The organism is Streptomyces sp. NPDC016640 (assembly GCF_043076215.1).
Lineage (GTDB): Bacteria > Actinomycetota > Actinomycetes > Streptomycetales > Streptomycetaceae > Streptomyces.
In genome coordinates this window covers 1-24,027 of record NZ_JBIBRG010000008.1, presented here as the reverse complement: position 1 = coordinate 24,027, position 24,027 = coordinate 1, and the positions used below count along the sequence as shown (strand labels likewise).

Annotated in this window: 16 protein-coding genes and 1 pseudogene; 13 read left to right on the top strand and 4 right to left on the bottom strand. The window is 73.5% G+C overall.

Translation table 11 applies throughout. The features are described 5' to 3' along the window. Nucleotides 1–70: 70 nt before the first annotated feature. The 4 genes from ACF07S_RS17850 to ACF07S_RS17835 all read left to right on the top strand — a co-directional run bounded on the left by ACF07S_RS17850 (nt 71) and on the right by ACF07S_RS17835 (nt 8,052). Nucleotides 71–775: a GntR family transcriptional regulator gene (locus ACF07S_RS17850; protein WP_391964362.1), complete on the top strand. Its 705-nt coding sequence runs from the start codon at nt 71–73 to the stop codon at nt 773–775. A 102-nt stretch (nt 776–877) separates the two neighbouring features. Next, the gene (locus ACF07S_RS17845) at nt 878–2,404 is read left to right on the top strand and encodes a hypothetical protein (protein WP_391974563.1); all 1,527 of its coding nucleotides are present in this window, start codon (nt 878–880) and stop codon (nt 2,402–2,404) included. A 49-nt stretch (nt 2,405–2,453) separates the two neighbouring features. Beyond that, on the top strand, nt 2,454–3,335 hold the full coding sequence (locus ACF07S_RS17840; protein WP_391974562.1) for a hypothetical protein: 882 nt from the start codon (nt 2,454–2,456) through the stop codon (nt 3,333–3,335). Nucleotides 3,336–3,369: 34 nt separating this feature from the next. Beyond that, nucleotides 3,370–8,052 (top strand): hypothetical protein, encoded by a 4,683-nt coding sequence (locus tag ACF07S_RS17835; RefSeq protein ID WP_391974561.1) that lies wholly within the window; start codon nt 3,370–3,372, stop codon nt 8,050–8,052. A 166-nt stretch (nt 8,053–8,218) separates the two neighbouring features. Here ACF07S_RS17835 and ACF07S_RS17830 read toward each other — a convergent pair whose 3' ends face one another. Further along, entirely contained in the window at nt 8,219–8,833 is a 615-nt protein-coding gene (locus tag ACF07S_RS17830) for a hypothetical protein (protein WP_391974560.1), read from the bottom strand. 413 nt (nt 8,834–9,246) lie between these two features. On the opposite strand from ACF07S_RS17830, the gene ACF07S_RS17825 reads away from it, so the two are divergent. From ACF07S_RS17825 to ACF07S_RS17795, 7 genes and pseudogenes are all read left to right on the top strand, one after another. Continuing rightward, complete coding sequence (locus ACF07S_RS17825; protein ID WP_391974559.1) at nt 9,247–12,237, top strand: nitrate- and nitrite sensing domain-containing protein; 2,991 nt, start codon at nt 9,247–9,249, stop codon at nt 12,235–12,237. Next, entirely contained in the window at nt 12,234–12,668 is a 435-nt protein-coding gene (locus ACF07S_RS17820; protein WP_391964356.1) for a roadblock/LC7 domain-containing protein, read from the top strand. Before ACF07S_RS17825 ends, ACF07S_RS17820 begins: the two co-directional genes overlap by 4 nt. Before the next feature lie 9 nt (nt 12,669–12,677). Then, nucleotides 12,678–13,073 carry a DUF742 domain-containing protein gene (locus tag ACF07S_RS17815; RefSeq protein ID WP_391964355.1) on the top strand — a complete coding sequence of 132 codons (396 nt, stop codon included), beginning with the start codon at nt 12,678–12,680 and terminating at the stop codon, nt 13,071–13,073. A gap of 25 nt (nt 13,074–13,098) precedes the next feature. Further along, nucleotides 13,099–13,428, top strand: a pseudogene (locus ACF07S_RS17810) (hydantoinase/oxoprolinase N-terminal domain-containing protein); the annotation flags it as partial. Between the two features lie 124 nt (nt 13,429–13,552). Then, a complete protein-coding gene (locus ACF07S_RS17805) occupies nt 13,553–14,158 on the top strand; it encodes an ATP/GTP-binding protein (RefSeq protein ID WP_391964354.1) in 606 nt (201 codons plus the stop codon). Between the two features lie 225 nt (nt 14,159–14,383). Continuing rightward, nucleotides 14,384–15,193 (top strand): M15 family metallopeptidase, encoded by an 810-nt coding sequence (locus tag ACF07S_RS17800; RefSeq protein ID WP_391974558.1) that lies wholly within the window; start codon nt 14,384–14,386, stop codon nt 15,191–15,193. A 47-nt stretch (nt 15,194–15,240) separates the two neighbouring features. Further along, a complete protein-coding gene (locus ACF07S_RS17795) occupies nt 15,241–15,777 on the top strand; it encodes an NUDIX domain-containing protein (protein WP_391964352.1) in 537 nt (178 codons plus the stop codon). Here the strand turns inward: ACF07S_RS17795 and ACF07S_RS17790 are convergent. Continuing rightward, the gene (locus tag ACF07S_RS17790) at nt 15,768–18,146 is read right to left on the bottom strand and encodes a glycoside hydrolase family 31 protein (protein WP_391964351.1); all 2,379 of its coding nucleotides are present in this window, start codon (nt 18,144–18,146) and stop codon (nt 15,768–15,770) included. The two genes, ACF07S_RS17795 and ACF07S_RS17790, sit on opposite strands and share 10 nt — an antisense overlap. 213 nt (nt 18,147–18,359) lie before the next feature. On the opposite strand from ACF07S_RS17790, the gene ACF07S_RS17785 reads away from it, so the two are divergent. Next, entirely contained in the window at nt 18,360–20,336 is a 1,977-nt protein-coding gene (locus ACF07S_RS17785; protein WP_391974557.1) for an acetoacetate--CoA ligase, read from the top strand. Nucleotides 20,337–20,441: 105 nt separating this feature from the next. Next, nucleotides 20,442–21,332, top strand: a complete 891-nt coding sequence (locus tag ACF07S_RS17780) for a hypothetical protein (RefSeq protein ID WP_391964349.1) — start codon at nt 20,442–20,444, stop codon at nt 21,330–21,332. Between the two features lie 76 nt (nt 21,333–21,408). Here ACF07S_RS17780 and ptsP read toward each other — a convergent pair whose 3' ends face one another. Both ptsP and ACF07S_RS17770 read right to left on the bottom strand, forming a co-directional pair. After that, complete coding sequence (gene ptsP / locus ACF07S_RS17775) at nt 21,409–23,079, bottom strand: phosphoenolpyruvate--protein phosphotransferase (protein ID WP_391974556.1); 1,671 nt, start codon at nt 23,077–23,079, stop codon at nt 21,409–21,411. Between the two features lie 76 nt (nt 23,080–23,155). Continuing rightward, on the bottom strand, nt 23,156–23,605 hold the full coding sequence (locus tag ACF07S_RS17770; RefSeq protein WP_391974555.1) for a PTS glucose transporter subunit IIA: 450 nt from the start codon (nt 23,603–23,605) through the stop codon (nt 23,156–23,158). Nucleotides 23,606–24,027: the final 422 nt, after the last annotated feature.

Sequence of the window (24,027 nt, the reverse complement as noted above, 5' to 3'; positions counted from 1 at the left end):
TAGGGGATCGTTGAACGATCCTTCAATACCTCTGTTGTCCCGTCCTCGCGCGTGCGATTGAATTCCGGGCATGGCAGAGCAGCTGAGCGGACTGGCCGACGACCGTGCCCTGTTGGGCCGCACCAGCACCGCCGAGCGCGTCGCGGACATCCTCAGGAGCCGGATCGCCGAGGGGTTCTTCCCGCCCGGGACACGGCTGGCGGAGGACGGCATCGGCGGCGCGCTGGGCGTCTCCCGCAACACGCTGCGCGAGGCGTTCCGGCTGCTCACCCATGAGCGCCTGCTCGTGCACGAGCTGAACCGGGGCGTGTTCGTCCGGGTGCTGACCGTCGAGGACGTCGAGGACATCTACCGCACCCGCCGGCTCGTCGAGTGCGCCGTCGTGCACGGTCTCGGCGACCCGCCCTACGCGGTCGGGCCGCTCGCCGCGGTGGTGGAGCAGGGACGCGCGGCGGCGCGCGAAGGCGACTGGAAAGGCGTGGGTACGGCCAACATCCACTTCCACCGGGAGCTGGTGGCCCTCGCCGCCAGCGAGCGGACCGACGAACTGATGCGCAGCGTCTTCGCCGAACTGCGGCTCGCCTTCCACGTGGTGGACGAGCCCCGAGCACTGCACGAACCGTACATCGCGCGAAATGCCGCGATCCTCCAGGCCCTGCAGGCCGGCGACCGGGAGCGGGCCGGGGAACTGCTCGCGGACTACCTCGACGTCTCCCTGGAACGGGTGGTGGAGGTCTACCGGCGCCGGGTCGGGGAGGACGGGCAGCGCGGCTGAACCACCGCGGCGCACGGTGCGGTGCCGCTGCGGCGACCGCGGCGCCGGGTCGCATCTGCCTCGTTTGGGAGGTTGTCGGACCGAGGACCTAGTCTGTGCACCGTGACTTCGCCTGCATCGACGGACAGCGTTCCGCCCCAGCTCAGCGCGGGGCCGCGGTCCGCGCCGGGCCCGGCCGCCGACGAGGGCCTGGCGCGGCGGCTGCGCGCGCTCGCGTGCACCGCGCCGCTGCACGACCTCGACGCGCGCAAGGCCAACCTGGCGGGTGCGTACTCGGTGTACGGCATGGCGGAGATCGCCCTCGCGGCCATCGACCTGGTCACGCTGAACATGGACTTCGACACGGGCGCGGACCACGACCAGATCGTCACCCGGCTCGTCCCGCGCATCGCCGCCCAGGCCCCGGCCCGTTCCGCCGCCGAGCACGAGCGGGTGGCCCGCTGGGTACTGGAGAACCTGATCAACGTCGGCAGCGTCGACCGCGGCTTCCGCGCGGTGTACGGCGTCTTCGGCGCGGACGGCACCTATGTGCGCCGCGACTACGACTTCAAGCTGATCGAGGAGGTCCCCGGCCCCGGCGGCACGGTGTACCTGCGCACCACGGACGAAGCGGTCAACGTCCTGGTCGGCGCCCTGGACACCGATGTCACCAGCGCGCAGATCGCCGCCGAGGTCAAGCTGGAGGTGCTGATCAGCCGGGGCAGGCTCGCCGACGCCCAGCTCGCCGCGGAACAGGCCCGCTACCGGACCGTGCAGTACTCCGAGACCCTGCGGCGGGCACTGGAGGCCACCCGCCGCAACGTACGCGCGGTGGACTGGCTGAGCGCCGTGCCCGACATGATCGCCGAGGCCCTGGAGCACGTGGCGGACCGCTACCGCCACGAGAACGCGATCCTCACCAACATCCGCAAGGCCCGCGACGAGTCCGAGGACCCCGAGCACAAGCGCCGGGCGGCCGAACTGGTGGACATCGTCAAGGACTGCATCAGGCGCCACACACAGTTGCAGTCCCGGCTGCTGGAGGCCGGCCCGCTGTTCCGGGCCGAACAGGACCGGCAGGCCTTCGCCACCCCCGCGTCGACCTCGGGCACGGACCTCTACGGCCACCTCCTGGCACCCCTGCTGCCGCTGCCCGTGGAGCGGGCGGCCCGGGTCACCGACGCCTTCTTCGCCCACGGCACCGGACTGCGCACCCCGGTGTCCGTCCGGGTCGCCGATCTGGTCGGGATACTGCTGACGCCGCCCGTGGAGCGGGAACACCTCGGCGCGGAGATGCCGGAGCCCGACCTGATCGCCACGCCCGACGACAGCCGCTTCAGCGAGGAGCAGCTGGCGGCCGCGAAGGCACTGCTGAACCTGCCGGCCGACGCGCCGCGCCGGCTCTCCGGGCTGCTCGCCGACGCCCGCCGCCAGGACCCCGAACTGCCGTATCTGGTCGCCCTGCTGGCCATCCACGCCGCCAGCCCGCCGGTCGGCACCGCCTACCGCCAGGGCGAGCGGACGCTGCTGTTCGCCGTGGACGACGGCACCGAACTCGACGACCCCGAGTTCGGCGGGGCCGACCTCATCGTCGGCACGGCCCTGCTGGACGCGGCGGGCATGGCCGCGGACCGGACGGAGGCGGCATGACGGAACGCGCCGTCCCCACCGACGTTTCCCAGAGCAAGGAGCCCCCACCGTGACCGAGCACGTCGAGTGGAGTGAGCCGGAGGCCGCGGCCGCACCGGCGAGCGCCGCCGTCACACCCGCCGACGCCGCCGACGCGGCGCGGCTCGTCGCCTTCGGCCTCCAGCCCAAACTCCAGCCCGCCCGCGACCAGGAGTACGCGGACCTGCTGCGCCGCTACCGCGAGGACCCGCCGTTCGCGCGGCTCGCCGACGCCGTCGCCGGCGGCCTCGGACTGATCGTGCTGGAGGTGTCCCCGCGCGCCGGCATGGCCGTCACCGCCGCCGAGGACTCCGTCTTCGCGGTCCGCATGGGCGACTACGCGCGCCGCACCTCCGCCGACGGCGGCGACCGGTTCCTGCACGGACTCGCCCATCTCGCCGTCGCCGCCATGGCCTTCCCCCGGCCCGAGGACCTCGCCGACGACGGCTACATCGGGCGCGTCACGGTCAACGGCGTCGACGCCTTCGTCCGGCAGGCCTGCAACCGTCTCGAGCAGCGGGCCGCCGAGCAGGGCGAGAACACCGACCCGGCCAGCGACGCGCCCGGCCTGGAGGCCGCCTGGCGGATCTGGGCCAGACGCAGCGCGACCGGCGCCACCAAGGACGCCCGCCGGCTCGCCGGCTCCACCACCGGCATCGTCGCCAAGGCCGTCACCTTCCTCACCGAATCCGGCTTCCTGCAGCGCACCGGCGACGACAACGGCGGCACCTACCGCACCACGGCCCGCTACCAGCTCCAGGTGCGCGACCTGGCGGGCAGCGCCGCCCTGACCGAACTGCTGGAGCTGGGCGTCGTCCCCGTCACCGACGGCACGCCCACCCTGCTGCCGCCCGAGGACTCCGACGACCTGGAGCTGGTCGCCGACGCCGGCCTGCCGTTCCACTCCGCCTGACCCCCCACCTCACGAAGCCTCACGAGAGTCCGCCATGTACGAGCTGTCCCGGGTCCGCCTCTACTCCATCGGGCCGGCCGGTGCGCGCTACGCCGACACCGTGCTCGATCTGCGCGGCGTGGGCGGGACCGTGCCCGACCCCGCCCCCACGCAGGCGGAGTTCTTCCAGGAGGAGCCCGTCGGCCCGCCGCGCCGGCCGGCGCCCGCCGGGGTGCTCTTCCTGGAGAACGGCGGCGGCAAGTCGGTCCTGCTGAAGCTGATCTTCTCCGTGATGCTCCCGGGCCACCGCAACACCCTCGGCGGCGCCAGCTCCGGCGTGCTGCGCAAGTTCCTGCTCGCCGACGACTGCGGCCATGTGGCGCTCGAGTGGCAGCACGTGCAGACCGGCGAGTGCGTCGTCGTCGGCAAGGCCAGCGAGTGGCGGGGCCGCCAGGTCTCCAACGACCCCAGGAAGTTCGCCGAGGCCTGGTACTCCTTCCGGCCCGGCCCCGGCCTCGGCCTGGACAACCTCCCCGTCGCCGAGTCCACGGCCGTACGGCCCCCCGCCGAGGGGCAGTCGGGCGCACGGGGACGCCGCCGCACCATGAAGGGCTTCCGGGACGCCCTCACCGATGCGGGCAAGACCTACCCCCACCTCGAGGTGCACTGGGAGGAGACCCACGAGCGCTGGACCGAACACCTCGGCGAGCTCGGACTCGACCCGGAACTGTTCCGCTACCAGCGGGAGATGAACGCGGACGAGGGCGAAGCCGCCGGCCTCTTCGCGGTCAAGAAGGACTCCGACTTCACCGACCTGCTGCTGCGCGCCGTCACCGACACCCGGGACACCGACGGACTCGCCGACCTGGTCGGCGGCTTCGGCAACAAGCTGGGCCGGCGCGCCGAGCTGATCGCCGAACGGGACTTCACCGCCGGCTCGGTCGACCTGCTGGGCCGGATCGTCGAGGCCGCCGAGGCCCGCTCCCGCGCGCGGGAGATCCACACCGCCGCCGAGCGCCGCACCCGCACCCTGGCCCGCCGGCTCTCCGCGCGCGGTACGCGGGAACGGGTCCGCGCGGCCGACCTGGCGCAACGGGTCACCGCCGCCGCGTACGCCGTCACCCATGCCGAGTCGGCCCGTGAGCACAGCGCGCTGATCTCCGCCGAACTCGCCTACCGGCACGCCTCCCTGGCGCTCGCCGCCGCGGAGAAGTCCGCCGCCGCCCAGAAACGCGAACTCGCCGACGCCCGCACGCTGTACTCGGCCTGGCAGGCCGCCGAGTCCGCGCTGCGCCACCGCGCCGCCGCCGACCGGGTCGCGCGGGTGTCCGCCGCGATCCGGGAGGCCGAGCGGGACGCGGCGCCCGCACTGGCCGCACGCGCCGAGGCCGCCGTCGACCTCGTACGCGCCCTGCACGCGGCCGCGCGGAACGCCGAGAACCTCGCCAACGAGGAGGAGGAGCGCTCCGACGCCCTCCGGGAGGTCAGCGACACCGCCTACCGCGACTCCACGGCCGCCGCCACCGAGGCACAGCGGGCCCGCAGCGAGATCGGGCATCTGCGGCAGCGGCTCACCGAGGTCGAACAGGAGACCGCCGAGGCGGTGCGGGCCGGCTGGCTCGACGACAGCGCCCCCGACGCCGACCCCGCCCGGGCCGCCCTCGCGGCCAGCGACGCGGAGAAGACGGCGGTCGCCGCCTGGGACTCCGCCCTCGAGGCGTCCCGCCGGGCCACCGAGCACGCGCGTGAGGCGGCCGCCGCCGAGAGCCGCGCGGAACTCACCGCGGCCCGCGCGGCGGACGCGGCCGCGGCGGCCGCACGGGCCCACGACGGCGAGCGCGGCACCGCCGAGGCGCTCGCCGCCGAGGAGCGGCTGGCGGAGCTGCTGAGCCTGCCGGGAGCTCCCGGCGGAGCGCGGGCCGGTGTGCCGGGCCCCCGCACGGGCGGGGACCGCGTGGCCGACGGTCGGCGCACGGCGGCGGCCGACGGCGACGGCGCGGCGGACCCCCGATCCCCCGACGCCGGATCCCTGACCGCCGAGGACCTCGACCGGTTCGCCGACGACCTCCGTGAACTGCTCGACGACGCCGTCTCCTCCGCCGAACGGCAGCTGTTCGACCTGCGGACCGCCGCGGCCGACGACGCCCGCATCCTCGGTGCCCTCGGTGACGGCGGCCTGCTGCCGCCCGGCCCGGACGTGCTCGCGACCGTCGAGTTCCTCGGCGAGCACGGCATCCCGGCGCTCCCGGGATGGCGCTACCTCGCGCAGGCCGTCGACCCCGCCGACCACGCGCGGGTCCTGGCCGCCCGCCCCGAGCTGGTCGACGGCGTCATCATCACCGACCCGGACTCCCACCTCCGTGCCCGCGAGGCGCTGAGCGAGGCCGCCCTGCTGCCCCGGTCCACCGTCGCCGTCGGCACGGCCGCCGCCCTGCTCGCCCCCACCCCGGCACCCGGCACGGACAGCGGTGACGTGTTCCTCGTGCCGCCGAACCCGGCCATGCACGACGAGCACGCCGCCGACGAGGAACGCCGGGCACTGCGCGCGCGGGCGACCGCGCGGGACGAGGAGATCCGCGCGCTCGCCGCCCGGCTCGGCAAGGACCGGGAGCTGTCCGCGCGGCTCGCCTCCTGGCGCGCCGGTTGTCCGGCCGGCCGGCTCGCGGAGCTGGCCGGGGCGGCGCACCAGGCGCGGGCGTTCGCCGACGAGTCCGAGGCCGAACTGGCCGAGGCGCGCACCGTACGGGCGGAGGCCGAGGAGGCCGCCCACGAGGCCGCCGTGCTCCGTGACGAGCGGCAGGAGGCCGCGCAGAAGGCCCGGCGCGCGGCCGACGCCCTCGCCGGGCTCGCGTTCCGGCTGCGCGAACGGGCCGGCTGGCAGGTCAGGCTGCGCGAACTGGCCGACGACGCGACCGAGGCGGAAGCACGCGCCCAGGTCTGCCTGGAACGGGCGCGCGCCGCCGACGAGGACCGGCGCGGAGCCCAGCGCGCCGCCGACGACGCCCGGCGCACCGCGCGTGCGCTGCGCGCCGAGCGCTCCGAGATCGCGGGCGCCCCCGACGACGTACCCGAGGACGGCACCGGATCGCCGCAGACGTCCCTGCCCGCCCTGCGCGAGGCGTACCGCGCCGCGTCCCAGCTGTACGAGAAGGTCGGCGTCGGCGCCGATCTGCGCGCCGAACAGGCCCGCGCGGAGAGCGACGAGAGCGCCGCCCGCGCGGAACTGGACCGGCTCAGCAACAAGGTCCGCACCCGCGCGGAGCAGCTGCTCCAGTCGCCCGACGGCTCCGACGGGCCCAGCCGGCAGGCCGCCGCCGCCCGCGCCGAGGAACTGGTGCAGCTCCTGGAGACCCGTATGTCCACCGCGAGCGAGCAGCTCGGGCGGCTGCGCGGCGAGACCGAGCGGCTCGCACCCGAGGACGGCCGGGCGCACACCGGGCTCCCCGAGGAGCTGGTGCCGCGCGACGCCGAGCACGCGCAGGCCCTGCTGCGCACCGCCACGACCGAACTGGCCTCCCGCAGCGAGGCGTTGAACCAGGCCCGGGAGGCCCACGCCGAACTGCTCGACGCGCACCGCGCCGCCGAGGACGCGGCCGGCGGCTTCGACGAGATCGCCGCCATGCTCCGCGACCTGCTGCGCGAGCACGCGCCCGAGGAGGAGCAGGAGCAGCCCGAGCCCTACCCGGGCGGCCTGGACGAGGCCCGGCAGTCCGCCGCGGAGGCCCGCCGCTCGCTGCGCGGCTGCGCCGCCGACCTGTCCGCCGCCGAGTCCGCCGTGCGCGAGGCGAGCGACGTCCTCGTCCGGCACGCCAACTCCACCCGCTACGAACAGGTCCGCACCCCCGCGCGCCAGCAGATCCGCGAACTGCCCGCCTCCGCGCTGCCGGAGCACGCGCGCAAGTGGGCGGACGCCTTCGCGCCCCGGCTGCGGGTGCTCACCGACGAGCTGGAGCAACTGGAGCGCAACCGCGACTCGATCGTGGACCGGCTGCGGGGCCTGGTCGAGTCCGCCCTGGCCACCCTCCGCTCGGCCCAGCGGCTGTCCCGGCTGCCGGAAGGCCTCGGCGAGTGGTCCGGGCAGGAGTTCCTGCGCATCCGCTTCGAGGAACCCGACCAGGCCACCCTCACCGAGCGTCTGGGCGAGGTCGTCGACGAGGCCACCCGGGCGGCCGTCAGGAAGAACTCCGACCTGCGGCGCGACGGCATGTCCCTGCTGCTGCGCGGTGTCGGGGCCGCCCTCCAGCCGAAGGGCGTGGCCGTCGAGATCCTGAAGCCCGACGCGGTGCTGCGCGCCGAGCGCGTGCCCGTCGGACAGATGGGCGACGTGTTCTCCGGCGGCCAGCTGCTCACCGCGGCCATCGCCCTGTACTGCACGATGGCCGCCCTGCGCTCCAACGACCGGGGCCGGGACAGGCACCGGCACGCCGGGACCCTGTTCCTGGACAACCCCATCGGCCGCGCCAACGCCACCTACCTGCTGGAACTCCAGCGGGCGGTCGCCGACGCCCTCGGCGTGCAGCTGCTGTACACCACCGGTCTGTTCGACACGACGGCACTCGCGGAGTTCCCGCTGGTCATCCGGCTGCGCAACGACGCCGACCTGCGGGCCGGCCTGAAGTACATCAGTGTCGAGGAGCATCTGAGGCCGGGACTTCCCCAGCAGGCCCCGGCCGAGGAGGCGCACAGCGAGATCACCGCGACCCGCATGTTCAAGCGGCCCGCCCCGGCGAGTGGCTGACGGGACGTCTTGCGTTCCCCGGCCCAGAGGCCGAAGCCCATGCGGCGGGACAGCTCGGCCGCCGCGGTCGCCGCCCGGCTGCCCCATGCGGGCAGCCGGTCCGCGTCCAGCCGGTGCGCTCCACGGAACATCACCGTAGCGAGTGCCGGGTGGATGCCGGCCGGTGTCAGGGGTGCGACAGCTGCCCGGCTCCGTCCCGGCGGCGTATCCGGGCCTGTGTCCGCTGGGCCGCGCGCTCCCGGCGGCGGGCACGGCGCCGCTCGCGCCGCAGGGCCCGCGCGGTGCTGCTGGGCGTGGACACCACCCCGTGGCGCTGCTTCCAGACCTGGCGGGTCACCCACACGTCCAGTGCCGCCCAGGTGGCCAGGATGGTGCTGACGACACTGCTGATGACCATGGGGAACGCCAGCCAGGACCCGGCCAGCGTGCACAGGAGGGCCACCATGGCCTGGATCAGCGTCACGGCGATGACGAGCACCGCCCGTACGGCCGCCGTCCGCACCGGATCCGGCAGCCGCCGCCGCCGCGCCGGCGCCTCGACCCACAGGGGCCGGTAGGGGGCGCCCGCGCGGGCACCGCCGGACCGGCCGGGATCCGCGGTGACCTCTCGCCGCGGACCGGCGGCCCGCCTCTCGCGCGCCGCCCCGTCACCGGTCGCCGCGGCGCCGTGTCCACCCGCCGTCCCGAGCCCGGCAGCGGATATGCCGCGCCCCCGCGCCCCGGCATCCGACCGCGCCGCCGCGCCGTCCCCGGACGCCTCGTGCCGCTCCGCCGTGCCCATCAACGTGTCACTCCCCACCGCCAGCAGACCGCTCGCTCGTGTCCGAAGACCCGGTTCTCCAGTGGCTGCCCGGCTTGCGCTGTTCTACGCCGCCCGGATGCGGTACACGGCTCCCGTGACCGATTCCGCCCCGTCTCCCGCGGAGAAGGACGAACGGAACGTCACGAAGATTCCCGAGGAGAGGGGATTTCGGCCAACCGACCGCCCGTACGGGATACCGTCCGTCGGGGGACGCCCGGCATCACGGGAGGCAATCTCCCGCGATGCCCTGATATCTCCCCGTTTCGGACCGCCGACATGGAACTGCAAGTTCCGCACGGCTTTAGGGTTCGTCCCGGCGCGGTAGTAGGCTCGCGCCGTTTGTTGACGCACATGTGTACCCCCGGCTGCCGGGGGCCGAGCTGGGGGAGGCCATGCGCTTTCGCGGGAAGTCCATCCGCCGGAAGATCGTGGCGCTGCTTCTCGTGCCGCTGGTGTCCCTGACCACGATCTGGGCCTACACCACGGTGCTCGCGGGCCGCGAGGCGAGCCATCTGTTCGACGTCTCGTCGGTCATGGAGGAGGTCGGCTACCCCGTCGAGGACACCGTGCGCGTCCTGCAGGAGGAGCGCCGGCAGACCCTCGTCCATCTCGCCGACCCCCGCGCCTCCGACGGGCTCGCGGCCCTGCGGCGCAGCCGCGCCGCCACCGACGAGGCCGTCGCGGGCGTCCGCGAGAACGCGGCGAACGTGGATGTGCGGGAGGCCATGCACGGTGACTCCGGCGACCTGACCGCGGTACTGGACTCCTTCGACGGCATCGAATCCCTGCGCCGCAGCGTCGAGGACGGCACCGTCAACCGCTCGCAGGCCCTCGACCTCTACAACCGGCTGATCGACCCGTGCTACGTCCTGCTGGCCAACCTCCACGTGGTCGAGGACGTCGAGCTCGACAAGCAGTACCGCGCACTCGTCGGCCTCGCCCGCGCCCGTGAACTGCTCTCCCGCGAGGACGCCCTGCTCGGCTCCGCACTCATCGTCGGCGAGCTGAACCGTTCCGAAGTGCGGGACATCTCCGACCTCGTGGCCCAGCGCACCCTGATGTACGACGCCGGCCTGCCCCAGCTGCCCGCGGAGGAGCGCGACCGCTACGAGACCTTCTGGAAGAACGCCGCCTCCGCTCCGCTGCGCGTGGGCGAGGAGGCCGCCGTCTCCTCCGGCACCGGGCCGCCCCGCGGGATCACCGCGAAGAGCTGGGACACCGCCGCCGGCAACGTGCTGGCCGAACTCGCCACCCTCAACGACCAGGCCACCGACCGCTACCAGGACCGCGTCCGGCCCGTCGCCATGGGCGTCATCGCCCAGGCCGTCGTCGCCGGCGTCCTCGGGCTGATCGCCCTCCTCGTCTCCCTCTTCCTCTCCGTACGCGTCGGCCGCGGACTCATCCGCGATCTGCTCCAACTGCGCCTGGACGCCCACGAGGCGTCCGGTGTGCGGCTGCCCAGTGTGATGCGCCGCCTCTCGGCCGGAGAACAGGTCGACGTGGAGACCGAGGTGCCGCGTCTGGAATACGACAAGAACGAGATGGGAGAGGTGGGACAGGCGCTCAACACCCTCCAGCGCGCCGCCGTGGAGGCCGCCGTCAAGCAGGCCGAACTGCGCTCCGGCGTCTCCGAGGTGTTCGTCAATCTCGCCCGCCGCAGCCAGGTCCTGCTGCACAAGCAGCTCACCCTGCTGGACACCATGGAGCGCAGGACCGAGGACACCGAGGAACTCGCCGACCTGTTCCGCCTGGACCACCTGACCACCCGCATGCGGCGGCACGCCGAGGGCCTGGTCATCCTCTCCGGTGCCGCGCCCTCCCGGCAGTGGCGCAAGCCGGTCCAGCTCATGGACGTCGTACGCGCGGCCGTCGCCGAGGTCGAGGACTACGAGCGGATCGAGGTCCGCCGGCTGCCGAGGGTCGCCGTCACCGGACCGGCCGTCGCCGACCTCACCCATCTGGTGGCCGAACTGCTGGAGAACGCCACGGTGTTCTCCCCGCCGCACACCGCCGTCCAGGTCGTCGGCGAGCGCGTGGCCAACGGCTTCACCCTGGAGATCCACGACCGCGGGCTCGGCATGGCGGCCGACGCGCTCCTGGACGCCAACCTCAGGCTCGCCGAGACACCGGAGTTCGAACTCTCCGACACCGACCGCCTCGGTCTGTTCGTCGTCAGCCGTCTCGCCCAGCGCCAGAACGTCCGGGTCTCCCTGCAGCCCTCCCCGTACGGCGGCACCACGGCGGTCGTGTTCCTCCCCGACGCCCTGCTGACGGACGACGTTCCGGACACCAACGGCGTCGGCTTCCGCCTCGACCGTCCCCGGCGCGCCAAGGACCGGGAACCGGAGCAGAGCCGCCGCGCCGCGCTCTCCGAGGGGTCCGTACCGCTGCCCCGGCTGCCCGCCTCGCTGCTGGACGGACCGGTGGAGCTGGAGGCCCCGGTCGACCTGGACGCCCTCGACGGCTTCCCCGGAGCACTGGGCGACGAGGACGGTGAACGCGGCGGTCTCTTCCGCCACCGCCGCTCCCGCACCGGCCACAAGGACGAGTGGTCCGGCCGCGACCGCGACCCCCACCGGTCCGACACCGGCGGGGGTACGGACCCGGACGCCGACGACCGCACGGGCGCCCCGGCGCCGCCGGCCCGCAGGGCGACCCCCAAGCTCGTCAGCTCCCATGGGCGCCCGGTGCGCGACCAGCGCACGCGCGGGGAGCGGACCGACGAGGACGATACGACCGCATCCCCGGATCCCGGGCCGGAGCCGGCACCGGCGCTGCCGACCCGCCGCCGCAGGGAAGAATCCGCGCGACACCGGGGCACCGGCCGTACGGGCTCGGAGCCGCTCTCCCCGCTGCCCGCCCCCCGGGTGGACCGGCCCTCCGCCGGCGCCGAACTCCAACGCCGGGACCGGGAGGCACCCCCGCCCCTGCCCGCCCGCCGACGCGACGCGGATCCCGGCCGCCCGGGGAACGGCGCCCGGGAGCGGAGCGACGCCACGGCACCCGCCCGCCCCGTGCACGACGACCGGTCCGAGCCGCCCGCCGGACTTCCCCGGCGCGTCCGCCGCCCCGCGATCACGGGGAGCGGCTCCGACGACTCCCCGCCGGCCACGGACGGGACGGACACCGGTGCCGCCCGGCCCGGTGACGGACCGCTGCCCCGGCGCGTACGGCAGGCCAGCCTCGCCCCGCAGCTCAAGCGCGATGCCGGACGCAGGAACGAGGACAGGGGCCGGCCCGTCGAACGGGACGCCGACGAAGTACGCAGCCGGATGGCCTCGCTCCAGCGCGGCTGGCAGCGTGGCCGCGAGGAGAACGCCGCGGGCGACGACGCCGACAGCGGCACAGCACCACGACGAACGACAAAGGGGGACGGTCGATGACCGCACCGAAGGCCACCGGCCACAGCACGACGGACCAGGGAGAGCTGAACTGGCTCCTCGACGACCTCGTGGACCGCGTCGCCAGCATCCGCAAGGCGATCGTGCTCTCCGGCGACGGCCTGGCCACGGGTGCTTCGAAGGCCCTGACCCGGGAGGACAGCGAGCATCTGGCTGCCGTCGCCTCCGGTTTCCACAGCCTCGCCAAGGGTGTGGGCCGGCACTTCGAGGCCGGCGATGTCCGCCAGACCGTCGTCGAACTGGACGAGGCGTTCCTGTTCGTCACCGCCGCGGGCGACGGCAGCTGCCTCGCCGTCCTGGCGGACGCCGACTCCGACGTCGGGCAGGTCGCCTACGAGATGACACTGCTCGTCAAGCGGGTCGGTGTGCATCTGGGCGCCGCTCCGCGCACCGATCTGCCCGCGGGCGGGTAGTGGGATGACATGAGCGCTGACGGTCAGGGCAGAAGCCACTGGTTCGACGACGAGGCCGGACCGGTCGTCCGCCCGTACGCCATGACGCGGGGCCGCACCACCAGTGCGGTCCAGCACCGCCTCGATGTGATCGCGGTGGTCGTCACGGAGCCGCACGCGGACGATCCCGAGTCGGATCCCACACTCTCCCCGGAGCACGTGGACATCGTCGGCCTGTGCCGTGACACCCCGCAGACGGTCGCCGAACTCGCCGCCGGACTCGACCTGCCGATCGGAGTCGTCCGGGTACTCGTCGGAGACCTCGTGGACGGTGAATTCGTCCATGTGAACCGGCCCGTGCCCCCGGCCGAACTGCCGGACGAGGGTGTGCTGCGTGACGTGATCAACGGTCTCCGGGCGCTGTGACCCGGTGCGGAAGCGGGGTGCCGACGTGAGGGGCCGGCAGTTCCGGGTCGACCGGGACGGCACCTTCACCGACATCGTCGCCCGCCGCCCGGACGGCCGGCTGCTCACCCACGAGGCGCTGTCCGGCCGTCCGGTTCCGGACCGCTCCCGGCCCGGCGCGAGCCGGGACAACGCCGGCACCGGCGCGGCGGCCGCGGGAACCCGCCGGCCGCCGGCCGGACCGGACGAACCCGTCGACGCCGTGCGCATGGGCACCACGGTCGCCACCGACGCCCTCCTCGAGCGCAAGGGCGAGCGCACCCCGCTGGTCGTCACCCGCGGCTTTCGGGACGCCCTGCGCATCGCCCGTCGGAACGGTCACGGCACTCGGCGCAAGCGGCCGCGCGGACGTGGGCCCCGGCGAGGTGTTCGTCATCGAAACCCCGGCGGCGGGGGATATGGCCCGCCGCCCGATTCCCATCAAGCAGGAGACGAGATCAATGATCTTCGGGCGCTCTGAGCGCGGCAAGCCCCCGGTCGAGCCCGTCACGTTCAAGATCCTGGTGGCCGGTGGCTTCGGCGTGGGCAAGACCACGCTCGTCGGCGCGGTCAGCGAGATCAGGCCGCTGCGCACCGAGGAACTCCTCACCGAGGCCGGGCGTCCGGTCGACGACACCAGGGGCGTGGAGGCGAAGAACACCACCACGGTGGCCATGGACTTCGGCCGCATCACACTCCGCGAGGACCTGGTGCTGTACCTCTTCGGCACGCCCGGCCAGGAGCGGTTCTGGTTCATGTGGGACGAGCTGTCCGAGGGCGCTCTCGGAGCGGTCGTCCTGGCCGACACCCGGCGGCTGGAGGACTCCTTCGCGGCCATCGACTACTTCGAACGGCGCTCCATACCGTTTCTCGTCGGCGTCAACCGCTTCGAGGGAGCCGCGCGTTACCCGGCCGAGGACGTCCGCCGGGCCCTCGACCTCGACGACCACGTACCGCTGCTGATGTGCGACGCGCGGGACCGGGAGTCGGTCAAGGAGGTCCTCATCGGCGTCGTCCAGCACGCCATGGCCGAGGCCGCACAGCGACGCCGCGCGGTCACCACCTGAGGCGCCGGGCCCACGGCCCGTGCCGCCGCCGGCCGGAGTACGGGCCGCGGCGCCGAGGAGGACCGGCTCCCTCGTGAACGCCCGGCCCCACGCACCGGCCGTGGCGTCGGCCCCGGCCGCCGACGCGGCCGCGCGCCGTCCCTCGGCCCCGACGCCCCCGACCGCCGCCCTCGCGGCGGTCGGGGGCTTCCCCGGGGCAGCTCCCTCCTGATAGACGCAGGAGACATGACACGACTCCCCACCGTGGTACGCGCTCTGGTGACCGCCGTCGCGGCCCTGCTCACCGCGGCCACCGCGTCCGCCCCCGCCCAGGCCGAGCCGGAGCCCAAGGCGCCCGAGGACTTCGTGGCGCTGGACAGCGTGGACCCGACGATCATCCAGGAGATCCGCTACTTCACCCCGCACAACTTCGTCGGCGAACGCATCGACGGCTACCGGCAGCCGCTGTGCATCCTCACCCGCCCCGCCGCCCGGGCCCTCCACACGGCGCAGCGCGAACTGCTGCGCCGGGGCTACTCGCTGAAGGTGTACGACTGCTACCGGCCGCAGCGCGCGGTGGACCACTTCGTGCGCTGGGCCGAGGACCCCGACGACCAGAAGATGAAGGCCGAGTTCTACCCGAACGTCGACAAGACCCGGTTGTTCGCCGACGGTTACATCGCCGGGAGATCCGGCCACAGCCGTGGCTCGACCGTGGACCTCACCCTCGTGGAACTCCCCGCGAGGCCCACCCGGCCGTACCGCCCCGGCCAGCCCCTCACCCCCTGCTTCGCGCCCGAGGACGAGCGGTTCCCCGACAACTCCGTCGACATGGGAACCGGCTACGACTGCTTCGACCCCCTCAGCCACACCCTCGACCCCCGGATCCAGGGCACACAACGCGCCCACCGGCTGCTGCTCAGGACCACCCTCGAGGACCTCGGGTACGTGAACCTGGCCGAGGAATGGTGGCACTACACCTTCAAGCCCGAACCCCACCCGGACACCTACTTCGACTTCCCGGTGTCCCGCGCGTCGCTCACCGGCCACCGCTGAACGACCTACCGGAGACGCCCCCCGTACGATCGGATACAGTCGCGCGCGTGTCCGAAACTCATGCGTTGGTTCCCAACTCCGCGCCGAACTCACACTGTTCGAGCTGCGGCGCGCCCTTCGGGGAGGACGTCTCCGGCCGGCCCCGCACCTGCCCGGCCTGCGGCACCGTGGCCTACCGCAACCCGCTGCCGGTCGCGGTGGCCCTCCAGCCCGTGTACGACACCCAGGGCACCGCCCTGGTCGTCATCACCCGGACCGTCGAGCCCGCACGCGGGGGCACGGCGCTGCCCGGCGGCTACATCGACGACCGGGAGGACTGGCGCCAGGCCGTCGTCCGTGAACTCAAGGAGGAGACCGGCATCGACGCGGCGAGCCGCGACGTACGGCTCGCCGACGCCATGAGCTCACCCGACGGGCACCTGCTGCTGTTCGGACTCCTTCCGGAACGCCCCGCGGAGGACCTGCCGCCCTCCGTCCCCACCGACGAGACCGCGGGCCGGCACCTGTTGCGCCGCGCCGAGGACCTCGCGTTCCCCCTGCACACCCTCGCCGTACGGGCCTTCTTCGAGGGCCGCTACATCTGACCCCCGCCGGCGCCCAGCCCGCGGACGCGCACCGGGCAGGACGGCTCGCCGACGCCGTCCCCGCACTCCCGCTCGACGACGATCCGCGGGCCCGACCACCGGACCGTGTAACGCTCGGTCTCCGGCTCCTCCCAGCCGTCCCCGGCGTCCGGCACGACCAGCCCGCCCCCGGTCCGCCCCCGGGCGGGCGCCCACACCTCGAGGCCGGGACCGCCGTCCTCGCCCCGCACCGCAAGAACGGCGCCCGCGCGGGCGAACACCGGTATCCGCCCGAGGGGCGCGTCCACCAGTACCTGAGCCGGGCCCTCGTACGCCCGTTCCGTCGCCGTGTCGTACCACCGCCCGCGCGGCAGCCGGACGGCCCTCCGGTCCGCACCCGGCCCGAGCACCGGTGCCACCAGCAGACAGTCACCGAGCAGGAAGGCGTCCTCGCAGTCGCGTAACGCGCGCTCCTCGGGCGCCGACCACCACAGCGGACGCACATACGGTGCTCCGGTACGCCGGGCGAGGTGCGCCAGCGTCATGAAGTACGGCAGCAGGCGGTCGCGTTCGGCCAGCGCCGCGCGCGCGTGCTCCACCACCTCCGCCCCCGGTCCCCACGGCCCGTCCCGTCCCGCACGCGGACCGGCGACCGTACGCAACAGCGGCAGATACGCCCCCAGCTGGAGCCGGCGCAGATACAGCTCGGGCGACGAATCCCCGCCGGGGCCGCAGACGTCCGGACCCGCGTAGGGAACCCCGCACAACCCGAGGCCCAGCACCAGCGCCAGCGACGCCCGCAACCCGGCCCACCCCGTCACCGCGGCGCCCGGCCACGCCCCGCCGTACCGCTGCATACCGGCCCACCCCGAGCGCGACAGCACGAACGGCCGCTCCCGGGGCGCCTGCTCGCGCAGCCCCTCGTACGCGGCCCCCGCCATGCACAGCCCGTACACGTTGTGCGCCTCGCGATGGTCACCGCCCCGCCCGTCCAGAGCGTGCCGGGCCGACCGCGGCAGCGTCGACTCCCCGAAAGCCGTGAACGACGTCGGCTCGTTCAGGGTGTGCCAGAACCCGGCGAACCCCTGGGACAGCCGCTCCGCGTACAACCCGCCCCACCACTCACGCACCCGCGCGTGCGTGAAGTCGGGGAACACCGCCTCCCCGGGCCCGGCGACCCCCCGCACGACCTCCCCGGAGGAGTTCCGCACGAACGCGTCCCGCCTCACCCCCTCGTCGTACAGGGCGGTGCCGGGCGCCGCGCCGACCGCCGGACCGACGACCGACACCAGCCTGATCCCCTCGCGCCCCAGGTCGTCCGCCAGGGCCGGCAGCTTGGGGAACCGCTCCTGGTCGACGGTGAACACCTGGTGGGCGTCCAGGTGGCCGGAGTCCAGGTGCACGGCGTCCAGCGGCAGCCCGTGCTCGCGGTGGCCCGCGACGGCCCTGCGCACCTCCTCCTCGCCGCCGGTGCCCTCCGGCACGTGATGGTGGCCGAGGGCCCACGCGGGCGGCAGCGCCGGCGCACCGGTGAGCGACGCCCAGGCGAGCAGCACGCGCGCGGGAGTGCCCACCATCACCCAGCAACGCAGGGGGCCGCCGTCCATCCGCAGCTCACTCGTCCCGGCCCGGTCGTGCCCGGAACCGGCGCCCTCCTCGCCCTCCCGCAGTGTCACGGTGCCGTCCCACGACCCGTCGTGGAACGCCAGGTGGGTCCCCGCGTCGGCCACCACCATCTGTACCGGCATCGTGATGTGCAGCGGATCGTCGCCGGGCCCGCAGGCGCGACCGGGGTCGGTGTTCCACAACCGGTACGTGCCGTCCCTCAGCCGGGGACCCGACGCGCGCCCCCCGAGTCCGAAGAAGCGGGCGTCCGCCGGCACCTCGGACCGCAGCATCCAGCGCGCGGCGCCACCGCCGGCCGGCTCCCACCAGCGCGGCGGCAGATCGCGCCGCAGCGTCACACCCCCGGGGGTGAGCACCTCCACCGCACCGTGCCGTGAGACCACGACCGTCACACGCTCGGCCACCACCCGCCAGCCGCCGTCCTTGTCGGGCTCCAGCGCGGCCCGCGGATCCGGATCGGGGCAGCGGCCGGCCAGCGCGTAGGACGGCTCCGGAGCCGCCCCGTCCCAGCCCCAGAAGACGGCCCCGTTCACCGCGACGAAGATCCGCAGCTCCGAGCGGCCGAACCGGATCAGCCCGCCGCCGAGCCCCGGCGTCACCTCCCGCACCGTCCCGGGCACCCGCGCCCGCTCCGGCCCCCGCGGCGGCAGCCCGGTGGCGTCGGCCCGCCGCCTGCGCCACGCCGCCCGTACGGTACGCAACCCCCGAGCCGCTCTCACCGCACCGACCGATTTCACCGAACGCACCAGGTCACGACCGTCCATGACGCTCACCCTGTCACTCGCAGGGCCCCACACGTGTGTCGTTCAACTGCCGTTCACCCATGATCGGACCACATCTTCACGACACGGACTGTGTGCGGGGTGCCCTGGTGCGGAAGTCGGTCACATGGCATCGTCCCTGTCAGCCGCGTCACGCGCACACCCCAGCCCGTGCGCGGAGGACGCACACGACGCGCACAGTCCGGGAGCCGCCCCATGTCGACCGTGAACCCCCAGCCGCTCTGGCAGCCGGATCCGGAGCAGATCGCCCGGGCCCGGATCACCGAGTTCCAGGCATGGGCCGCCGAACACCACGGCGCCCCCGCGGAGGGCGGCTACGCGGCACTCCACCGCTGGTCCGTGGACGAGCTGGAAACCTTCTGGCAAGCGGTCACGGAATGGTTCGACGTCCGCTTCTCGACGCCCCCCACGCGCGTGCTGGGCGACCGCTCGATGCCCGGCGCCCCCTGGTTCCCGGGCGCGACCCTCAACTACGCCGAGCACGCCCTGCGCGCGGCGGCGTCCCGCCCGGACGCACCGGCTCTCCTGCACGTCGACGAAACCCATGACCCGAGCCCCGTCACCTGGGCCGGGCTGCGCCGTCAGGTCGGCTCCCTCGCGGCCGAGCTGCGCTCCCTCGGCGTACGCCCCGGAGACCGGGTCAGCGGCTACCTCCCGAACATCCCGCAGGCCGTCGTCGCCCTCCTCGCCACCGCGGCCGTGGGCGGGGTGTGGACGTCCTGCGCACCCGACTTCGGGGCCCGCAGCGTCCTCGACCGCTTCCAGCAGGTCGAGCCCGTCGTCCTGTTCACCGTCGACGGGTACCGCTACGGCGGCAGGGAACACGACCGCCGCGACGTCGTCGCCGAACTGCGCCGCGAACTGCCCACCCTGCGCGCCGTCGTGCACATCCCCCTGCTGGGGACCGACGCCCCCGACGGCGCACTGGACTGGTCCGCCCTCACCTGCGCGGACACCGAACCGGTCTTCGAACAGGTGCCCTTCGACCACCCCCTGTGGGTGCTCTACTCCTCCGGCACCACCGGATTGCCCAAGGCGATCGTCCAGTCCCAGGGCGGCATCCTCGTCGAACACCTCAAGCAGCTCGGACTCCACTGCGACCTGGGCCCCGAGGACCGCTTCTTCTGGTACACCTCGACCGGCTGGATGATGTGGAACTTCCTCGTCTCCGGCCTCCTGACCGGAACGACGATCGTCCTGTACGACGGCAGCCCCGGCTACCCGGACACCGGCGCCCAGTGGCGGATCGCCGAACGCACCGGCGCCACCCTCTACGGCACCTCCGCCGCCTACGTCATGGCCTGCCGCAAGGCCGGCGTGCACCCCTCACGCGACTTCGACCTCTCCGCCGTCAAATGCGTCGCCACCACCGGCTCCCCCCTGCCCCCCGACGGCTTCCGCTGGCTGCACGACGAGTTCGCCGGCAGCGGCGCCGACCTGTGGATCGCCTCCGTCAGCGGCGGCACGGACGTCTGCTCCTGCTTCGCCGGAGCCGTACCGACCCTCCCGGTCCACGTCGGCGAACTCCAGGCGCCCGGTCTGGGCACCGACCTGCAGGCCTGGGACCCCAGCGGCAGGCCCCTGACCGACGAGGTGGGCGAACTCGTGGTCACCAACCCGATGCCCTCCATGCCGATCCGCTTCTGGAACGACCCCGACGGCACCCGCTACCACGACAGCTACTTCGACACCTACCCCGGCGTCTGGCGGCACGGCGACTGGATCACCATCACCTCCCGGGGCTCCGTCGTCATCCACGGCCGCTCCGACTCCACACTCAACCGCCAGGGCGTCCGCATGGGATCGGCCGACATCTACGAAGCCGTGGAACGCCTCCCCGAGATCAGGGAGTCCCTCGTCATCGGCGTCGAACAGCCCGACGGCGGCTACTGGATGCCCCTGTTCGTCCACCTGGCAGCCGGAGCCACCCTCGACGAAGAGCTGTTGGGCCGCATCAAGGGGACCATTCGCGAGCACCTGTCGCCCCGCCACGTACCCGACGAGGTCATCGAGGTCCCCGGAGTCCCGCACACCCTCACCGGCAAGCGCATCGAGGTCCCGGTCAAGCGGCTCCTCCAGGGCACCCCCCTGGAGAAGGCGGTCAACCCGGGATCCATCGACGACCTCGACCTGCTCGCCTTCTACGAGGACCTCGCCCGCAAGCGCGCCTGAGCCCGCTTCCGGTCCCCTTCCGGAGCCGCCACCGTCTCCTCCGCCCGTTGTCAGTGCCGCCGGTTACTGTGAGTGAGCATTGACCGACCGTGCACAGGGGGAGACATGGCGTACACCGACCACCGGACCCTGCGACGCGTCCTGCGCCGCGAGATCGCCGGCACCATCGGCCTGCTGACCGACGAACACGACTTCCGCACCATGCGGCGCTACGACAGCTTCGCCTTCGACGACCACACCACCTACCTCAAACACGTGGAAGCCGTCCTCAGGATGCGCGCCCTGCAGGGCAGCCACACCACGGTGGCGCTCTTCGACCCCGAGGACTACGCCGCGTTCTGTGCGAAGACCGGCATCGACCCCGACAGCCACACCAGCCGCGCGAGGTTCACCGCCGAACTCGCGTCCACCGGCCCGGCCGTCCACTACGAGGGCCAGCCGCTGGCCGACCTCCTGCCCACCCTGGTCGACGAGGCCGTCCGCCAGGCGACCCGGGAGTACGCGACCGCACTCCTCGCCCGCCTCGGTGCCTGCGCCTCGTGCGGCGAGGACCTGGGCCGCGCCGCCTTCGCCCGTGCCTCGCACCTCCTGGCCCGCATCCTCGGTACGGCACCGTCCGGCCACCGGCACCTCGTGTGCAGCGTCTCCGGGCCGTCCGAGACGCTCGTCGCCGTCCTGCACGCCGACGACACCGCCGGCCGCACGGAACCGGACGAGACCGAGACCCTCGAGTTCACCACCGTCCTGGCCCTCGGCCTCGCCACCGCGAGTCCCGGCGGACTGGTCATGCGGATCAGCGAGCCCGGCGCCCCCGACCGGGTCCACGGCTGGCGACTGCGTGCCTTCGGACTCGAACCCCTCACCGCGGGAGAGGTCTTCGACGCCTACTGCACCGACGCCGAAACCGGGGACCTCATCCCACCGGAGTCCGACGTCGACTACTGCGCGCCGCCCGACCTCGGGGAGGAGGGCCGGGGCCCGGGCCACCACCACTGAGCGGGCGCGTGAAAGGGGCGCCCCACCACAGGTGGAGCACCCCTCGGAGAAACCGGTCGCCGGCCGGCCGGTCCGGCTACTCGCCCGACAGCACCGCCTGAGCGGCGTCACGGGCCTCCGCGGCACTGTCCGTCGCCCGGGCCGCCGCCGCGGCCCGCTCGCACTGCGCCAGCGTGAACTTGGCCAGCGCGGCCCGTACATACGGAATCGATGCCGCGCCCATGGAAAGGGAGGTGACACCCAGACCGGTCAGCACACACGCGAGCAGCGGGTCGGACGCGGCCTCACCGCAGACACCGCAGCTCTTGCCCTCGGCCTTCGCCGCCTCGGCGGACAGCGCCACCAGGTCGAGCAGCGCGGGCTGCCACGGGTCCTGCAGGCGGGAGACGGCACCCACCTGCCGGTCCGCGGCGAACGTGTACTGCGCGAGGTCATTCGTGCCCAGTGACAGGAACTCCACCTCCTGCAGGACCGAGCGCGCCCGAAGGGCGGCCGACGGGATCTCGACCATGGCGCCGAACTTGGCCCGCAGCCCCGCGTCCCGGCACGCGTCCGCGAAGGCCCTGGCATCGGCCCGGTCCGCCACCATGGGGGCCATGACCTCGAGGTGGACGGGCAGCCCCTCGGCGGCCCTCGCCAGCGCCGTCAGCTGGGTGCGCAGCACACCGGGGTGGTCCAGCAGCGTCCGCAGACCCCGCACACCCAGCGCGGGGTTCGGCTCGTCCGCCGGGGTGAGGAAGCCCAGCGGCTTGTCCGCACCCGCGTCCAGCACGCGTACGACGACACGGCCCTCGGGGAACGCCTCGAGAACCTGTCGGTAGGCCGTGACCTGCTTCTCCTCGGAAGGAGCCTTCTTGTCGTCGTCCAGGAACAGGAACTCGGTACGGAAGAGACCGACGCCCTCGGCACCCGCCTCGACGGCGGCCGGCACATCCGCCGGTCCGCCGATGTTGGCGAGCAGCGGCACCTTGTGACCGTCGGCGGTCACACCGGGTCCGGACGACGCCGCCAGCGCCGCCCTGCGCTCGGCGGCAGCCGCCTCCAGCTGCGACTTCTTCTGCTCGCCCGGGTTCACGAAGATTTCGCCGGAGCTGCCGTCCACGGCTATCAGCGTGCCCTCGGCGAGTTCACCGGCCCCCGGCAGGGCGACCACGGCCGGAACGCCCAGGGCGCGGGCCAGGATCGCGCTGTGACTGGTGGGCCCGCCTTCCTCGGTCACGAAACCGAGGACCAGCGTCGGGTCGAGCAGCGCCGTGTCCGCGGGCGCGAGGTCACGGGCCACCAGAACATACGGCTCGTCGCTGTCCGGCACGCCCGGCATCGGCACCCCGAGCAGCCGCGCGACGATGCGGTTGCGCACGTCGTCGAGGTCGGCCACCCGGCCCGCGAGGTACTCACCGGCGTTCGCCAGCAGCTCGCGGTACGCGGCGAACGCGTCGTACACCGCACGCTCGGCGGTGCTGCCGACGGCGATGCGCCGGTCCACGTCGGCCATCAGCTCGGGGTCCTGGGCCATCATGGCCTGGGCCTCGAGCACCGCCTGGGCCTCGCCGCCGGCGAGATTGCCGCGGGCCGTCAGATCGGCCGCCACGGCCTCCACGGCCTTGCGGGCGCGCCCCTGTTCACGCTCCGCCTCCTCCGCCGGGACCTGCTTGGCCGGCGGCTCGAGCACTGCCGTACCCATGTGCCGGACCTCGCCGATCGCCACACCGTGGCTGACACCGACGCCTCGCAGCGTTGTCTCCATCTCACCCGTCTCCGATAGTGCGGCGGGTCCAGCCGCCGTGTTGGTTGTCCTGGTGGCCGTCACGGACGGCGCCGCTTCACTTCCAGAGGAAGAGAGGGTCGCCGGCCTTCACATCGCCGTCCGTACGCAGCTCGGAGAGAGCGTCCGCCGTGGCCTCGAGCGCCACGACCGGGCACACGGGGGACTTGCCGGACGCCTCCACGGCAGCCGGGTCCCAGCGCACGATGCTCTGCCCGCGCGTGACGGTGTCCCCCTTGTTCACGAGCAGCTCGAAGCCCTCGCCGTTGAGCTGGACGGTGTCGATACCGAGGTGGGTGAGCACACCGTGCCCGTTCTCGTCGACGACGACGAACGCGTGCGGGTGCAGGGACACGATGACGCCGTCGACGGGGGAGACGGCCTCGGAAGGCTCACGTACCGGGTCGATCGCGGTACCCGGGCCGACCATGGCCCCGGAGAAGACCGGGTCGGGTACGGATGCCAGTCCGATGGCCCGTCCTGCAAGAGGGGACGTCACGGTGGTCATGGGAAGCCTCCCGGGGTGGAGATCTGTACGGGCGCCGTCACTGTCTGTCTCCGGCGCGCTGTTCAGCAGGGTATGTCATGGGACATACCGGTTCCGGGGGACAGATCCTGATCGCGGTCTAGACGAGAGGTCTAGACCACGCACTCTAGTCGATTTGCACGTGGTCCGCGACCCTGTGTAGGGTGGTACCCCTGCTTGGGGATGAGGGACGCGATCGAGTGTCCTCACCCGGCAATAATCCAGCTCGTCAGATCCTATCTCGGGATCACTTTCTACATGCCTGTAGGACAGTGGTCAGGGAGACGGAAAAACACTGATAGAGTCGGGGACACCGAAGGGAAGCCCGGAGGAAAGCCCGAGAGGGTGAGTACAAAGGAAGCGTCCGTTCCTTGAGAACTCAACAGCGTGCCAAAAGTCAACGC

What these genes read in the sequence shown, in the direction of transcription:
- ACF07S_RS17850 (WP_391964362.1), top strand. Translation starts at nt 71, where the DNA reads ATGGCAGAGCAGCTGAGCGGACTGGCCGACGACCGTGCCCTGTTGGGC.
- ACF07S_RS17835 (WP_391974561.1), top strand. Translation starts at nt 3,370, where the DNA reads ATGTACGAGCTGTCCCGGGTCCGCCTCTACTCCATCGGGCCGGCCGGT.
- ACF07S_RS17830 (WP_391974560.1), bottom strand. Translation starts at nt 8,833, where the DNA reads ATGGGCACGGCGGAGCGGCACGAGGCGTCCGGGGACGGCGCGGCGGCG.
- ACF07S_RS17825 (WP_391974559.1), top strand. Translation starts at nt 9,247, where the DNA reads ATGCGCTTTCGCGGGAAGTCCATCCGCCGGAAGATCGTGGCGCTGCTT.
- ACF07S_RS17820 (WP_391964356.1), top strand. Translation starts at nt 12,234, where the DNA reads ATGACCGCACCGAAGGCCACCGGCCACAGCACGACGGACCAGGGAGAG.
- ACF07S_RS17815 (WP_391964355.1), top strand. Translation starts at nt 12,678, where the DNA reads ATGAGCGCTGACGGTCAGGGCAGAAGCCACTGGTTCGACGACGAGGCC.
- ACF07S_RS17805 (WP_391964354.1), top strand. Translation starts at nt 13,553, where the DNA reads ATGATCTTCGGGCGCTCTGAGCGCGGCAAGCCCCCGGTCGAGCCCGTC.
- ACF07S_RS17800 (WP_391974558.1), top strand. Translation starts at nt 14,384, where the DNA reads ATGACACGACTCCCCACCGTGGTACGCGCTCTGGTGACCGCCGTCGCG.
- ACF07S_RS17790 (WP_391964351.1), bottom strand. Translation starts at nt 18,146, where the DNA reads ATGGACGGTCGTGACCTGGTGCGTTCGGTGAAATCGGTCGGTGCGGTG.
- ACF07S_RS17785 (WP_391974557.1), top strand. Translation starts at nt 18,360, where the DNA reads ATGTCGACCGTGAACCCCCAGCCGCTCTGGCAGCCGGATCCGGAGCAG.
- ACF07S_RS17780 (WP_391964349.1), top strand. Translation starts at nt 20,442, where the DNA reads ATGGCGTACACCGACCACCGGACCCTGCGACGCGTCCTGCGCCGCGAG.
- ptsP (WP_391974556.1), bottom strand. Translation starts at nt 23,079, where the DNA reads ATGGAGACAACGCTGCGAGGCGTCGGTGTCAGCCACGGTGTGGCGATC.
- ACF07S_RS17770 (WP_391974555.1), bottom strand. Translation starts at nt 23,605, where the DNA reads ATGACCACCGTGACGTCCCCTCTTGCAGGACGGGCCATCGGACTGGCA.